Annotated in this window: 9 protein-coding genes; 3 read left to right on the top strand and 6 right to left on the bottom strand. The window is 49.9% G+C overall.

Annotated features, from left to right (window positions below; genetic code table 11):
- The first annotated feature begins 192 nt into the window (after window positions 1-192).
- The 3 genes from DCW36_RS10145 (at window position 193) to DCW36_RS10135 (ending at window position 3,546) form a co-directional block, all read left to right on the top strand.
- A complete protein-coding gene (locus DCW36_RS10145) occupies window positions 193-1,383 on the top strand; it encodes an endo-1,4-beta-xylanase (RefSeq protein ID WP_240676120.1) in 1,191 nt (396 codons plus the stop codon).
- A gap of 156 nt (window positions 1,384-1,539) precedes the next feature.
- A complete protein-coding gene (gene xylE / locus DCW36_RS10140) occupies window positions 1,540-2,967 on the top strand; it encodes a D-xylose transporter XylE (protein ID WP_114778516.1) in 1,428 nt (475 codons plus the stop codon).
- Window positions 2,968-2,988: 21 nt separating this feature from the next.
- Complete coding sequence (locus DCW36_RS10135) at window positions 2,989-3,546, top strand: hypothetical protein (protein WP_125185163.1); 558 nt, start codon at window positions 2,989-2,991, stop codon at window positions 3,544-3,546.
- Between the two features lie 197 nt (window positions 3,547-3,743).
- On the opposite strand, the gene DCW36_RS10130 is transcribed toward DCW36_RS10135, so the two are convergent.
- The 6 genes from DCW36_RS10130 to DCW36_RS10110 all read right to left on the bottom strand — a co-directional run bounded on the left by DCW36_RS10130 (window position 3,744) and on the right by DCW36_RS10110 (window position 15,447).
- A complete protein-coding gene (locus DCW36_RS10130) occupies window positions 3,744-6,281 on the bottom strand; it encodes a cellulase N-terminal Ig-like domain-containing protein (protein ID WP_114778515.1) in 2,538 nt (845 codons plus the stop codon).
- Between the two features lie 87 nt (window positions 6,282-6,368).
- Window positions 6,369-7,319, bottom strand: coding sequence for an alpha/beta hydrolase (locus tag DCW36_RS10125; protein WP_114778514.1), 951 nt, complete (start codon window positions 7,317-7,319; stop codon window positions 6,369-6,371).
- Window positions 7,320-7,343: 24 nt separating this feature from the next.
- Entirely contained in the window at window positions 7,344-7,499 is a 156-nt protein-coding gene (locus DCW36_RS22570; protein ID WP_164891092.1) for a hypothetical protein, read from the bottom strand.
- A 151-nt stretch (window positions 7,500-7,650) separates the two neighbouring features.
- Window positions 7,651-11,736, bottom strand: a complete 4,086-nt coding sequence (locus DCW36_RS10120; RefSeq protein ID WP_114778513.1) for a glycoside hydrolase family 98 domain-containing protein — start codon at window positions 11,734-11,736, stop codon at window positions 7,651-7,653.
- 132 nt (window positions 11,737-11,868) lie between these two features.
- The gene (locus DCW36_RS10115) at window positions 11,869-13,716 is read right to left on the bottom strand and encodes an endo-1,4-beta-xylanase (RefSeq protein WP_164891091.1); all 1,848 of its coding nucleotides are present in this window, start codon (window positions 13,714-13,716) and stop codon (window positions 11,869-11,871) included.
- Between the two features lie 129 nt (window positions 13,717-13,845).
- A complete protein-coding gene (locus tag DCW36_RS10110) occupies window positions 13,846-15,447 on the bottom strand; it encodes a glycoside hydrolase (RefSeq protein ID WP_114778512.1) in 1,602 nt (533 codons plus the stop codon).
- Between the last annotated feature and the right edge of the window lie 54 nt (window positions 15,448-15,501).

Below are 15,501 nucleotides of genomic sequence, written 5' to 3'. Positions count from 1 at the left end.
TCGAATAAAATAAACAAACGGTAGTTCGTATTAACAATTACCCCCCCGGAGCGCTACCAGTTCTCCAGGGGAGCTATCGCAGGGCAGGTACCCTGGTCAATCCTTAGATAATTGCAGCAAACAACATCATCTTATAAACTTATTTAACAACATCAACCAAAAAAGTAGATGAACCTAACAAAAGCTTTCATAATGCAAACGTTGGCATTTGCCTGCTTCGCAACTGCCTGCATTGACTCCAAACAAGCCCCTCCGGATCAGGCAACAGCCGGCATAACCCCAGCAGAACAGGCAATAACAACACAGGCCCCAACTGCAACAGCGCAAAAATCTTTAAAAGAGGCCTACAAAGGCGACTTCTATATTGGCGCTGCCCTAAACACCGGACAGGCATTTGGAAGAGACTCCAAAGCTGCCGAAATACTGGCAAAACACTTCAACAGCATTAGCCCGGAAAACCTGTTGAAATGGGGTTCAATCCATCCAAAGCCTGACACCTACAACTTCCAGCCTGCCGACAGTTATGTGGCGCTAGGACAGCAACACAACATGTTTGTGGTAGGGCACACACTGGTATGGCATAACCAGACGCCGAACTGGGTATTCGAAGATGAGAAAGGTAACCCCGTGACGCGGGAGGTGCTGCTTAAACGCATGGAAGAGCACATCAATACAGTTGTAGGACGCTATAAAGGCAAAATCCATGGCTGGGATGTGGTAAACGAAGCCCTTAACGATGATGGCACCATGCGCCAGAGCAAATGGTACAAGATCATAGGCGAAGACTTTATACAGAAGGCATTTGAATTCGCCCATAAAGCCGACCCGGAGGCAGAACTCTATTACAACGACTACAACATGTGGAAACCGGCCAAGCGCGACGGCGCCATCCGGCTGGTGCGCAGCCTGCAGGAAAAAGGCATTAAAGTGCACGGCATCGGCATGCAGGGGCACTGGGGCGTGCAGCCCGACAAACCTACGCTGCAGCAGATAGAAGAAAGTATTGTTAAGTTTGCTGACCTTGGCGTGAACGTAATGATTACTGAACTGGACATCGACGTACTGCCTAACCCAAGCAACCGGCAGGGCGCCGACATCGATGCCACCTTTGAGTTCGACGAAAAATACAACCTCTACACCACCGGGCTTCCGGAAGAGCAACAGCAGCAACTGACGGCACGCTACGCCGAAATATTTACGCTGTTCCGCAAGCACCGCGACAAAATCAGCCGTGTCACCTTCTGGGGTGTAACCGACCGCGACTCCTGGCTCAACAACTGGCCCATGAGAGGACGCACCAGCTATCCTATGCTGTTCGACCGCAACTACCAGCCTAAACCGGCTTTCGAGGCAGTACTACAGGCAGCAACTAAATTGCCTTAAGGGAGGCCGAGATTTCAGAAAACGTGCAGCTGGTTTCTCTCTACGGGAGGAGCTGAGGCAATGGTGGCAGGTGCAGCAAAGTTTTCCCATATGAGATTAGTCTCACAGAAGCCAAAAAGAACAATCAAATCATCAACAGGTTTATTTATTATCAAAATGGAGAACAATAATTTAACAGCAAAGCAGAATCTCCCTTACATAGCAGGGATCACGCTGGTCGCAACCCTTGGCGGCTTACTTTTCGGCTACGACACAGCCGTGATATCGGGCGCTATCGGAGCCTTACGGACTTACTTTAATCTTACGGCAGCCGAAACAGGCTGGGCAGCTTCCAGCGCGCTGGTGGGCTGTGTGCTCGGTGCGGCAGTAGCAGGCTGGATTGCCGATAAATATGGCCGCAAACCCGGCCTGTTGCTGGCGGCAGTGCTCTTCACAATTTCCGCCATCGGCTCAGCTATTCCTGAAACGTTTACCGAATTTATCATTTACCGTATTGTAGGCGGTGTGGGTGTGGGTATCGCCTCCATGCTTTCGCCTATGTACATTGCCGAGATTGCACCGGCGCACCTGCGGGGCCGGCTGGTTTCCTTTAACCAGTTTGCCATTATTTTCGGTATGCTGGTGGTGTACTTTGTGAACTACGGGATTGCCCTGCAGGGCGACAGCACCTGGATGGAGAACACCGGCTGGCGCTGGATGTTCGGCAGCGAAACCATTCCTGCTGTGTTGTTCTGTCTCCTGATGCTGCTCGTGCCGCGCAGTCCGCGCTGGCTGGCCATGGTAGGACAGGAAAATAAAGCGTTCCAGGTTTTAGCTAAAATAACAGGTCCTGCGAATGCAGAACAGGCTTTAACAGAAATAAAAGCATCGCTGCACCAGGATAAGAAGCAGGAAAAAGTGAAGCTGGTTGGCCAGGGTTTTGGCCTGGTCGTATTTATCGGCATTATGCTCAGTGTGTTTCAGCAGGTAACCGGTATCAACGTGTTCCTGTACTATGCTCCTGAAATTTTCAGCCAGTTAGGCGGCGGCTCTACCGATACTTCGCTGTTGCAAACCATTGTGGTAGGTGCTGTCAATCTGATCTTCACCGTAGTAGCTATCCTGACGGTAGACCGTATTGGCCGAAAGCCGCTGATGATGATTGGCGCGCTGGGCATGGGCGTGTGTATTTCAGCTATTGGTTTTGCAGCGTATCTACAGTCTACCGATGTGTGGCTTTTGGTTTTTGTACTGGGCTACATTGCCAGCTTTGCGCTTTCGCTGGGGCCGGTGGTGTGGGTGCTGCTGTCTGAAATTTTCCCGAACCAGATTCGTGGTAAAGCCATGGCCCTGGCAGTGGCTGCCCAATGGATTTCAAACTTTGCGGTAAGCCAGACCTTCCCGATGATGATGGACAACCCTTTCCTGCTCGACAATTTCCACGGCGGCTTCCCCTTCTGGTTCTATGGTGCCATGTGTGCGGTAACCATTCTGTTTGTCTGGAAATATGTTCCCGAAACCAAAGGTAAAAAGCTGGAGGAAATGGAACAGCTCTGGCTTAAAAAGGCTGCGCCTGCCAAAAAGAAAGTGGCTGTTGCCAATTAGGCTTTCAGCAAACTATTGCTGTTGGAACCGCCACCTTTCGTGCTGAAGGGTGGCGGCTTTTTTTTATGTCAGGAGCTGTTGGTAAAACACTGCAGTACCTACGAAAAACAGTCAAAACAGTCAGGTTTCAACAAAGCCTCCCCCCTATTCCATCGTATCAGGTATTACAGCTTAAAAGTTAAGAAAGATGCCACTGCAAACTATTGCTGCATTTATGCGCTAAAAAATTTACTGCACCAGCCACCACACCTGCTGCTCGTACAGGAAGTGCAATACACCTGGTATTTATTGCTTCGAAAGATTTATATCGAATTTGTATTTACAAGCTATCCTAAAACTTCTCTTCTTTTAGCAGCAGCAGGTGTGGTGGCTGGTGCAGCAAATAAAATAGGCTCAAATTTTCTAAAAATTCAGATCCGTTCAAGGAAGATACTTTATACGATTTGCTTTAACACCGTCCAAAGGCGACATGTAGTAGAGACGTGCAAAGACACTCTTGGGCTCTGTCAAGTTACTCAAAAGTTGAAGCGGTTTCAACTTTTGAGTAACCTGCTGTTTGGCATTTTTTCCGCATGTTAGCAAAAGTTAGTGTTTAGAAGGATGGTGTAAAGCGTTACACATATCTTTGGATGTACTGTTCATAAAATTTGTTTCAGCTTTTTGGAAAGCTAAAAAAATAGCGCAAGTAATAAGTATCCTGGTAAGGGGCTTACTACTTGCGCTTGAATTGAACAGTTTAAATCAGTAGCTGATTAATACTGTTCGATACAATCTGTTTATTTTATTAAATTCTTAAAAGCTGATCCGAAAATCAAATAACTGGTATTTCCGTTAATCGTACCCTCGTTTTGTCCCCACAAAAATGGCCAGTCGTCGTAGTTTTCGAAATGGTCAGGTTTCCGGAATAAGATACCTGGAGCAACATTACCCGGAATAAAGGAAAAGTCAGCCCGGTTATTACCGTAAAAAACTGCTTTTGGCCGGGTAGCACCCACCGTTGCCACCAGCGAATAATTATGATAGGGATGACAGCCAAATAAATAGTTAGCGGCCTTAAATGCATGGCTGGCCTCGATTATATCCGGGAAATGTTTACTGGCAAAGGCGATGGTCGTACCAAAGTTCATTACGTCTCCGCTGCCTGCCCAGTTTGTAAGGCCAATCGGCACGCCATACGGATTATTTTTTTCAAGATCGCCGATGTAAGCTTTGTACTTTACCACATACGGACGGAGCTTTTCTTTGTAGGATGCATCCAGGTGTGGGATAGCATCCAGTGCCGTTAGAAGGTTGCCACTTACGTTACTTTCAAGCGCAGGCCATAACAGTTCCTGGAATTTATCAACATATTGTTTTTCACCGGTTGCGATATAAAGCTGAAGATTAGTAGCCATATTGGCTGAACCGCCGCGTCTGCCAGCTCTGGTTGTATCCTTCGGCTGATTGGCGAGTAATTCCGTTGCCTCCTTCAGTAGCCTTTTTGACTGTTGCAATGCCCGTGCCGAAAGATCGTCGTTATATCCCTTCAAGGCCCGGCTTGCTGCGGCAAACATGGTGGCTGCCCGGAGATCGAGGTTGGGATTGCGGCTTGTAAATGCCCACATATCATCCTTCACGCCGCTCGACCGGCCGTCCGGGGCTACTTCGTAAGGCCCAAGATTGGGGTTGTAAGGAAGACCGTCTGTTAAGGAGGCTGCGTCGCCCAGGTGATGGTAATTATCGAGCACTGCGTTAGAAAGCGTTTGTGTCATGTGACCGACAATCTCTGCCTGGGCTACCAGGTTCAGGGTGCCGTGCTCGATAAACTGCAATACATCCGGCTTCCCATCCGGACGGTGAAGATCTACATATCGCTGCTTTTGATCAACAAACGTCTGATCGCGTAAGGGTTTAAAACTTTCCCATGTTCTGACAAAGTTCTGCACTACGTTAATGTTCGATCCGGTTTCGATATCAAAATCTCCGGCATCGAAAAAACCGCCTATGTTTAAGCCAGGAATCAATTCCAGCGGTTTATACTTCGTATCAGTTGTTGGGCCTTGTGCGTGAAGGTCGAAGTGATCGGTGTTTGGCGGAGCCTGCCGGTAACCTTCCTTGAAAGGCTCCCCATGCCACACCCGGTATGCCTCGTTTACGAACATGTGATTCATATGGATTGGAATCCAGATGTCGCTGGTGGCATCGGTAATCTTATTGTAGACGCTGTTATCAATTAAAAAATTATTGGTTCTGATGTCGCCATACTGGATGTAGTAAATACCGGGAGTCTTTACGGAAGAAAAGTCGAACTTCACATAATGGTATTTGTAGTAGTCGCCCCAGGGCACTATATTTCCGGTAAATACTTTGGTAGCTTTGCCGTCGTCGCCTACTTTGTATAACGATGATTTTGAGAGTGGTTTGTCCTGCTTGTCGAGTTCAATAACAGCTACTTTTGGTTGCGAAGGAAGGTAACCCACCTGGGAAAAACCGATATTTGGCTCTCTCTTCCAACCTTTGATAGCATTTGGTTCAACGGTCCAGGTCAGAACTTTGCCAGTTTTTCCTGCCGGAAGCATACTGCGCACTACAAACCAGCCGTTTTGTGCCAGCATACGGCCATCAAAAAGCATCAGGTCGGCATCCGGCGAGGTGATTTTCACTAAACGTTCAGGATCATCGGGTGCCATCAGAATGGTACGCCCGGTTTCGAGCGGGAGCGGATCAATAAATTTACCAGTCCCTCTGTCGTCGGACGTTATATAGCCTTTGAACTGCTTTGGCTTTTGACTGTTCGGCTTGGCTACGGTGTTGCCTACCACATAGCGCGGAAACCGGTTAGGTCGGCCATCCATTAAATAGGCCTTGTTCCAGTATTGCGAAGGCAGAAATTCGAGGTTAAATCCGGCACTCCCTTCCATTGCTTTAGGAAGCGGTTGATCCAGGTAAACAGCGATCTCCACCCCTTTCCCCTTTGCCGTAACAACCACCCGCGAATCAAAGTTATACTCTTTATACCGTAAGGTAGCCTCAATGGTCTTAGCGCCACCGTCTACCTTTCGGTTTAATACTTCCGGAATAAGATCCCACTGCTCTGGCGTATTCGAAAGTCTCACCGCGCCTCCTTGCGCTGTTCTAACGCCATGGTGAATCAATTCTATACCGGCATTCTTCTCATCATTAAAACCTCCGGTAAAAAGGTTACTGTACACCAGTACATTGACACCTTGGGTCTCAAAATATTCCTTATCATTGAGTTTTAAATCCTGGCCCGAAGCGTAGTTGAATGCCGCCAGTAGTAGCACGACAACTGATAAAAGGTTTCTTTTTTTCATATTTATTGGAATTTACCTACTAATAGCATAATTAACTATTGTCCTTTGCACTGCAAAAGCAAAGGACAATAGTTAATTATGCTCTGACTACTTTTTAGGCTGGGCCTTGAGAAATTTGTTTACATCCAGCCAGTGCATAAAAGCATCGAACCAGCGATTACTGGTTCGGTCGGGATTGCCCAGCCCAAAACCATGGCCGCCGTTCTGATAGAGGTGAAACTCGACTGGTATGCCCGCTTTGTACCAGGACTCAACCACGCCAAACTGACCGCGGAAGAGAAAGTCATCGGAGGCGATAGCATTAAACATGGGCGGAGCATTTTTCGGCACCTCCACTGGTCCCATACCGCCATAGATGGGCCCGATGAAGGCCAGTTTCATCGTCTTGGAGTTGAGTGTTGCGTGCATGGTAAGGCCGGCCCCAGCGGAGAAGCCGATCATCCCTAACCTGTCCATATCGACACCCCACTCCCTGGCTCGTTTTTGAATCAGGGCATAGGCGGCCTCCGCGTCTGCGAGTTGGTTTGACAGGTCTTGCTGCGGCCGGCTTGGCGGGGTTGCACCGGGCGAAGTGTTGGAAGAAGCGGTTGGGGCCGGGCGGGGTTGATTCATGGATGCCGAAAACTCATCGAGTGATTCAGGCGTTGGGTGGAGCCGGTATTTCAGTACGAATGCAGCAATTCCTTTGTCGGCAAGTGCCTTGGCAACTTCCCAGCCCTCGTTGTCCATCGAAAGCCACCTGAAACCGCCGCCGGGTGCCACGATTACGGCCGCACCTGTTGCCTTGCCCGGTGCAGGCAGGAAGGGGGTTAAAGTGGCAGTCGAGATATTCCGCGCCATCGGGTCACCCCACTGGCGGAACCAGGTTTCAGGAGCTTTCTGCCCCTCCACACCACCCGTACCAAGCGAAATGGCATTCGGCTCGGCAGGGGCTTTGAGTGGATAAATGGTACCATCCTGCGCCATTGCTGATGCAGAAAAAACTAATAAGAAGGCCAGAACAGACGTTTTAGCCAGTTTTACAGGATTGTAAGTCATAGTGAGATGGTTAGAAATTAACGTTTAAATATTTGGTATGATCACGACAAATAATGCCAAATCGCATTTACTATATACCTTATACCAAATCGTATAAAGCACCTTCCATTCATTGCCGAAGCTAAAATTCAGCTCAATTTTTTTTGCTGCACCTGCCACCACACCCGCTGCTGCTTCCATTAGGGCATATGTTAAATGTGATTTGGTATTACCTGCCAAGCAGCAGGCGTGGTGGCAGGTGCAGCATAATTTCCGATATCAAATTCCGACAAGTTGTGACGTCATCTATATTACTTTTCAAGAATATCTCCCTGATTATAAACCAGTTAAATTATAAGAAAAACAATTTTTTCGTGATTACGGCCCCGTTACTCATGTAACTTCGGACTATATACAAGCCCTTTAGGTTTTCGCTTTTCTGCACCTTGTGCCCCATGATGGTATAATACTCCTCGAACAGAACTGTCGGGGCAACATCTTCCTCTCTAATGCTGGTTACGCCGCCGCCTACGCCGGCATTAAGGCCATTCAGCGTTATGTCATCCAAAAAGAAATCAGTGGCAGGGGCAGCCAAGCCCCAGACAAGCTGCGTGGCCCCTGTAGCAAAAGTTGCCACGTTATCGGTATTGGAGGCAGCCAGGGTCCAGGTGGTACCGTCTCTGGAGTACTCAAACTTTAAACTCACAGTTTCTTTTCCGGATACTGTGGCACGGAACCACACCGGCACGCCAACACCCGGCGACAAATCGTTTACACTTACGTTCACCCTTGTTTCCAGCCCCGTTGCCGTGGACCTGTAAATCCTGAACTCGGTTTTGTTTTGTGCCTGGTTCTTATAGGCTAAAAACAGGTAACCTTGCATAATCCCCTGCACATAGCCTGTGGTTTCACCCCCGACATTCTCGGTATCGCCCCTCAGCAGAACGCCAATTTTATAGTCAACCCCACTTGAACCTAAGTGCTGCTTCCAGGTAACGGAGTAGTCGTCTGCATCTTTGGGGAAAAGGTCCAGGTCCAGCACACCTGTGGCGTTTCGTTGGCCGTTAGAATAAGGCCTTAGCATATTGCTGGTGTAGTTGTTGGCATCTCTGTAAGACACCACGCCTGCAGTGGCACTGTTCATATGGCCTACCGTGACACCTGTTGCCGGTGGAGAAGAGGCTGAGGTGGTCGCATTATCGCTTGAGAAATCATATACCAACGTGGGCACATACGCCGAAACGTAACCGGATACTTCCATGGTGGTTTCAGGCATCCTTTCCGAGCCGATGGTAATTTCATTCTTATATACGCCCACCGGCAGATTCCCCTTCATCCGGACGTAGACAGGTACAGACTCCACTGTTCCATTCACAGGAGTAATAGAAATTGAGGGGCTATAGGCAGCCGATTCCTGGTTCAGTGAAAGCTCAAAGCCTTCGGGGGCGCGAACGGTAAGGTCGCTTACCAGGGCGCTTCCCCATACCCGGAAAGACTGGGAAAGCGACGGGCCCGTGTTCTGCGCATAACTGAAGCGGTCGAAGTTTAATCGCGAGACAGCAACATTACCTGTAAAAGAGGCAATATTATCCATTCGCCAGTCAAAGTTATTCGAGCCTAATCCCCAAACCAGCTGTGCAGCGCCTTGGGTGTGGCTGTTGTCGGTATAGGTTGTGGCAGTTCCGCCCATCCAGTTTATGCTATCCTGGGAGCATTCAAAAATCAGCTGGTTGCCGTTGGCTGTTGCCCTGTACCAGTAAGGCTTCCCGCTTCCCAGCTGAAACGTGGTGGTATAAGCCGGCTTGGCTTCCAGCCCGGTCGGGGTAACTACGTAAGGCCGCAGGGTTACAGTGTTATCGGTGTTGTTTTCGGAAACAAAGAGGTATCCCTGCTTCAGCCCTTCTGCATATGTACTTGTGCCATTGCCCCTCATCAGCAAACCTTTTTTACCGCCGGCAGCTGTATAATATTCTTTCCAGACTACGCCATAATCAGTGGCCGCTGAATAGAACATATCCAGATCGGCTACTCCTGTTGCATTGGCAGTGCCTGCCGAATAAGCTTTGAAGGTATTGCTTGTCACACCTGCCGCATTGGTATAGGCTACCACACCAGCGGTGCCACTCCGCAGGGTTACCAGTTCTGCCGGAGGAGTGGCAGCGTTGGTGGTGGCCCTGTCGTTCTCGAAGTGGTAGACTCCGTTGTCGTTGCCCTGTGTAAGGACGATGTTGTCAATAACCAGGGAATAAGACGCAGCGCGACTGGCTTTGTACTCGATTATGTTCGTCCCAGCATTCAACTCTACTGTTTGGGTATTATACTCCCATGCATTTGCGGTAGTCGGACTGGTGAACGTGGGGGTGGCAACTTTTACACCATTTACATAGAGGTCCAGTGAACTAACATCACCGGCGACCGTGTATCTGGTAATCAGCTTATACTTGCCGGTACGCAGGGCCTGAACGGTACTCCGCACGCTGGCTGATGCACTGGTGCCAACCTGCAGGTAGCCTTGCCCGGTATAGTTACGGATGGACCCGCTGTAGCCACTGGTCGTGATTCCCTGAATGTTTTTATAGTCAAAGATTTCCCCTTCGTATTGGCGGGGGCCTGCGTAAACCGGCGGAGAAACAGGCGCAAGCAAGTTGGCCTGCGTATAAGCGGTTAAGCGGCCTGTTGCCGTGCCTGCACAGTTTATGGTGATGTCCAGCGGGCCGTTGTGCTGCACCGTTAAGGTGAATACGCCATTGGACCAGTTGCTGGTAACGATGCTGCCCTGGTGATTGCCCCTGTCGGTGTAGGTGTAGGTAGGCGCCGAGGTGCTTCCGTAAATCCTAATCACGTCAGTTTTCAGGCCGGTATTCAGTGCATTGTCGTGGTTGCTCAGGTAAAATGTAACTCTGTCAGCGTATTCCTTCATCACAGAAGCAGTGTACTGGGAGTAGGTCAGCTCCACTCGCTCAGCAGTGTTGTACTTGAAAGGGATGCTGGCGCTGGCGGTCTGGCCTGTCTTGAACGGGTTGTAAATGACCCAGCCGTTCTCATGGCGCCCGGCATAGAGGTTGCCTGTGTATTCCTCCGGAAAGTTGCTGTTGAATTCATCAACCTTGCTTTGGATGGTAGGCCAGCGGCTCGCATACGCTGACTGGTTTATTTTGTACTGGAAGGAGTTGGCCGCCTCGTCCTTTAGTTTAAACACGGTCGGGATGGTGGGGTAGCGGCCTGTTTTCTTGAAGAAGCTCTTGTTAAACTGAAGGTTCCCGTCGCCGTCCATGCGGTACAGCCCCTCAAACAAGGTTTCGGGAGAGCTGTATACCAGGTCGCTGCTGCCGGTGTTTACATCTTTCACCACCACATACTTCGTGCGGTCGATTACTTCCTGCCGGGTAGGGATACGCACCGTCCCGTCCAGAATCTTCCGGAAAATATCGACCGTTACGTTGATAAATTGCGGGAAGGTTTCCCAGTTCCTGGTCATGTAGCCGTCGGTGGTGGGTATTCTGTTTGTTTCCCGGAAGCATTGGGTCCAGATCAGTTCAGGACCATCCAGCATGGTGGCGCCTGTCAGCATCATGTGCTCCAGGTGAACTGCGCCTGCCGTTGCCATGGAGAAATTTTTATGTTCTCCATTGGCGTCAGTCCAGCCCGTGTCGTCGTAGCGGATGCCGTAGTTCCCGCTGTAACCTGACAAATAGGCTCCGAGGCAGAGGCTCTCCATATCGGATTGGTACGACTCCTGGGTGTATTTCTCAAACAGGAGGTAGTTCTTCGTGTAGCGCTCGGAGGCCGCCGCGAAAGCCGGGTTTTGCTTGAGCATGCCAATCGGGTTAATAGCAGGGCTCCACTGGTTCCCGCACCAGCTGACGGTCAGGTAGCCGCCGTATTTGTTGCTAAGCTTGAGGAGGTTCGCAAAATGGTTTATTCTGTCTGTCCACTTGGGCGAAATCGGGTCCTGGTCGTCGTATCCCCAGAACTGCTCTGCGTAATTGAATCCTATTAAGTTCGGATATTCCCTGTAAAACTCTTCATACACGGAGAGCTCGAAATCAGAGAACTGGGCATAGCCGCCACTGGAGTGCTGCACCATCGCCCACATCTGGTTCTGGGCGCAAACCCGAAGCCACGACTTCGCAATTTCATAGCCATACTCCGCAACCCGGAACCGGCTGGTGGCTTCATCGTGGCTTATGGACAAGGAAATGTTCATCACCACGTAAGGGCGTATGTCAACTGGTATCAGATTTATTATCTTCTGTGGGTCGGGGTAGTTCCAGGTATCGATATGAATAAGATACATGGGTTGAGATGGCGAAATAGGGCGTCTCAATGGCGTGTCTGCCTGAGCATCCGCATGTACCTGAAAGAAGAACCAAAGGAGCAGCAAAAAATGAAAATGGAATTTGCCTTCCTTCCTTTTACAAGAGTAGTCTTTTTTCATTTGGTATATACTTTAATTTATTGATAACAAATCAATTAAGCTTCAATCATATCCACCACCTTGCCCTTCTTCAGAATTCTTCCTTCCCCGACCGGCAACTCCACAGAAACCTGATACAGCGCAACTACTGTTCTACTGCACCACCAGCTTACGCACCGAAGTGTTTTTACCGTCCGTTACCTGGATGAGGTAAAGCCCGGGGGCAACATCCAGGTCGAGGGTAACAGTTGGCTGGTTCGTGACTTTCCGCTCCTTCAACAGCTTTCCGTTGAGGTCGAGCACCCGGATGTGGGTTGTCTTTTCTGTTCCTTCTACAGTGAACCTGCCGTTTGTGGCGGGGTTGGGATAGAGGCTGAAACTAATCTGCTTGTTCTCTTTCAAGGCTGTAATGACAGTAGCGGCTACATAGCTCCGGAGCCAGGTGAGGGCGGGGCGCTCGGTGCCGTCGGCGTAAACCAGCGGGGCGCCTTGTTCGGTTCGCCACATGCCGGGCCGCCAACCCCAGAGCGTAATTCCACGAACGGCAGGGTGTTCCCAGAAAATCGGGAAAATCCGCTGGTATTCTGAAAGCTGGTACTGGTCTGCCTGCGCCTGGCTGGCAGGAGTCTGGTTACTGGCCCTGTCGTCTACATCAAACTCTGTGATGTACACCGGGATGCCGGTAGCGGCGATGGTGTTCAGGTTGTTTAAAATGTTGGTGGACGATACCCAGCCCGTTGCAAAATAATGCCCCTGTATGCCTACCGCATCAATCAGGCCTTCCGCTTTCAATAAATTTATGATGCCCACATATTGCAAGGTTCTGCTGGAGCTGCTGGTGAGATTGTATTCATTCAGCAGCAACTTTGCACGCGGAAAAGACTCTCTTGCCATCCGGAAGGATGTGAGAATCCAGTCCCAGCCGGTGGTGCCGTTACTGCCGAGTGCTTCTATGTAATTGCCGCTGCCCTGGTCGTTGGCATCGCGCTTTCGGGGAGGGTCGTTGATGGGCTCGTTTACCACTTCCACCTGGTCTATGTCGGGGTAGCGGGCGGCAACGGCGGCAAACCATTCTCTTATTTCGGCCAGTTGCTCTGCCGCAGGCAGGTTTTCTATCCAGGCCGGCTGCTGGTTCCCCCATACCAGCACGTGCATCCTGAACGGCATATTGTTGCTTTTAGCCAGGTTGTAGGCTGCATCGAGTGCGCTCCAGTTCATCACGTTGCGGGTGCCTTCCACGCTGCCCCACTTGCCGGCATTCTCCGGCGACACCTGATTCCAGTTGTTGGTGTAGTTTGGTAACTGGGGGTTACTGTAAATGTTGCCCAGGAATTTGGGTTTGCCCTGGGCTATCGGTCCCGGCGGATTCGTGGTGCTGGTGTTATTGTCGAGGTTGGAGACTGTGTATACCTGACTGCTAAGTCCAAAAGCAAACTTATCCAGGTCCAGGCCGTCTTCGCGGCTCCCCCACTGGAATGTCTGCGTGAGTGCTCCGGCGGGAACTACAAAAGAAACGCCACCGCCAATCGATGATACATTCAGCCACTTCCAAACAAGCGTAGTAGCCGTGCCTTCGTGTGTTACCACATTGGAAGCCCCCGTAAAGCCTTTATTATCAATCTGGTTTATCAATACCCAATCTTCGGGAGTGGTAGCAGCCTTTGTCCCGAAACCCCTGCCGTAGAAAAAGCTGTCGTCGTCGGCGGCGCCTGCCCCTACGAGGACCCTGACATAAAGCTGGTATGTGCCTGCCGCCGGAAAAGTGACGGAGTAGGTGGCTATGCGGCTGGCCGTTTGGGGAGCAGTGGCAGGCGACGCAAAATTGGCCGTAGGGGTGAGGTACGTTACGCCTCCCCCCGTCCTGAGGTCCAGTACTGTGTCGGTAGTCCGGGTGCCGGACTCTGCCTGAACTATGACAGGGGCCGTCTGTGCCAATGCCGCCGGACTCGTAGCGATGAGCAACAGCACCAGGATAGTATTGTAGAAGTTTTTCAAAGGCATAGAGTTTAAATGGTTTGTACTGCGTTATTTAACAGCGCCAGGTAAGCGTTTAAAATGCTTTCCCACAAGTTCTTTTCAAGCTGAAAAAAGCGAAAAAGCTTAATGAGCTAAGCCAAACACCTGCAAAAATTAAAAGCTCATGACCACGGTTGTAATGGTTCTGGCTTCCATGTTGAAGGTTACCATTTTTTCATCGGGTGTAAGCGTAGTTGCAGCGTGGTTCGCCTGTACCGATGTGGTGTAGGAAACAGCTGAAGCGATAGTTGTTGGGGTTACCAAACGCACACCATAAACCGGTGTATTTCCCGGGTTTATAATCACCGCCACTATTTTGTTGTCGCCTTTGTAGGTGGTTATTTTGAGTCCGGAAGCGTTCATGCCTGCCTGGGCAGCTACTCTCATATAACCGGGTCTGACATACTTGGCATAATGCGACATCGCATAACCTCTCTTGAGTACCGCGCCCCGCGTATTTCCTTGTTCCCCGTCGCCTAGGAAAGAATAGAAGCGCCTGATATACCACCAGATATAGGCATTCCAGTTAAAGGACATGGCACTATGAACAGTTCCAAGCATATTAAGCGTCTCTTCCCAGATAACCGCTTCATCCCGGTTCCAGTTATTTATGTTCACACCGCTATTCTGGTTCATCAGGTATTCGGTCATCCATACTTCTTTCCCCTTTTGGGCAGCAAGCGGATAAGGCGCCAGTCCTCCTCCATAAATGTGCCCCCCCACAATATCCAGGTTAGCCGCAGCTGCAGGGTCATTCAATATTTTATCGGTATAGGATTGTTTGAAATTAAAGGATTCGGCAGCTACTAACTTGGCATCTTTTACAATGTGACCGAAGTTTTTCACAAAATTGTAAACCTGGTCAATTGTCCAGTCGCAGGATTCGTAACTCACCTGGTAGTCGGGTTCGTTCTGAATGGAAACAGCGTGAATGGTTAAACCTTTGGAAGCCATGTGCTGCACAAAATCATTCAGGTAATTGGCATAGGCTTCGTAGTTCAATTCGAGCAAGTGTCCGCCTACCAGGCTATTGTTGCTTTTTAAATTTGCAGGAGGCGACCAGGGACTGGCCAGGATGGTGGCGCCATATTTCTGAGCCTCCCGGATTGTCGCTTCCACCCACGGCCATTCGCTGCGTACCGGCGAAAGCCGCACACGGTAGATACTCAGCCCCAACTCATGCTCGCCTGTTCCAAATGCCGACTTAATTTCGGTTGCCGTCAGGAAATCGGTTCCCCACATCATGTTGCCGCCGCCGAATCCGGTTATTTTCTGAAAGGTTGTACTGGGGTCGATGTTGACATTAATATATTGGACTGGTTTGGCTGCCTGTGTCAGTTCAATTTCGTGGGTAATATCTCCGTCAAGGGCTCGCAGAATTAACTTTTGCCTGTTCTTGACAAAGGACTCGTTTTGCTTATACTTTACCGAAACCTTGGTTTGCGTAGCGCCCCGGCTCTTTACACCAGCAGTAGCGGGCGTAATTTGCTCAATGAAAGCGGCTCCCGCTACAACCTCTCCGGCACTCAGATTCCACTGCGTATGCGCCCAATCTATATCCAATGACAGGATACCACCATCCGCTGAAAGTTCCTGAGCAGGAAGCGAACCTGCTGCAAAAGAAAGGACTGGCGCTCCGGCTATTTCGTCGGCCTCTTTTTTGCAACCCAGCAGCAGCATTCCTATCCAGAAAAGCAAAAGGTATTTCCTGTTCATAGTTCTGAATCATTAAGTTTATTTTGCTTTAAGTGCCTGGGCAAAATTAAATTA

The organism is Botryobacter ruber, from assembly GCF_003347595.2.
GTDB classification, from domain to species: Bacteria; Bacteroidota; Bacteroidia; order Cytophagales; family Hymenobacteraceae; genus Pontibacter; species Pontibacter ruber_A.
Note: the sequence above shows the minus strand (reverse complement) of the source record. Positions and strands in the feature narration are given on the sequence as shown.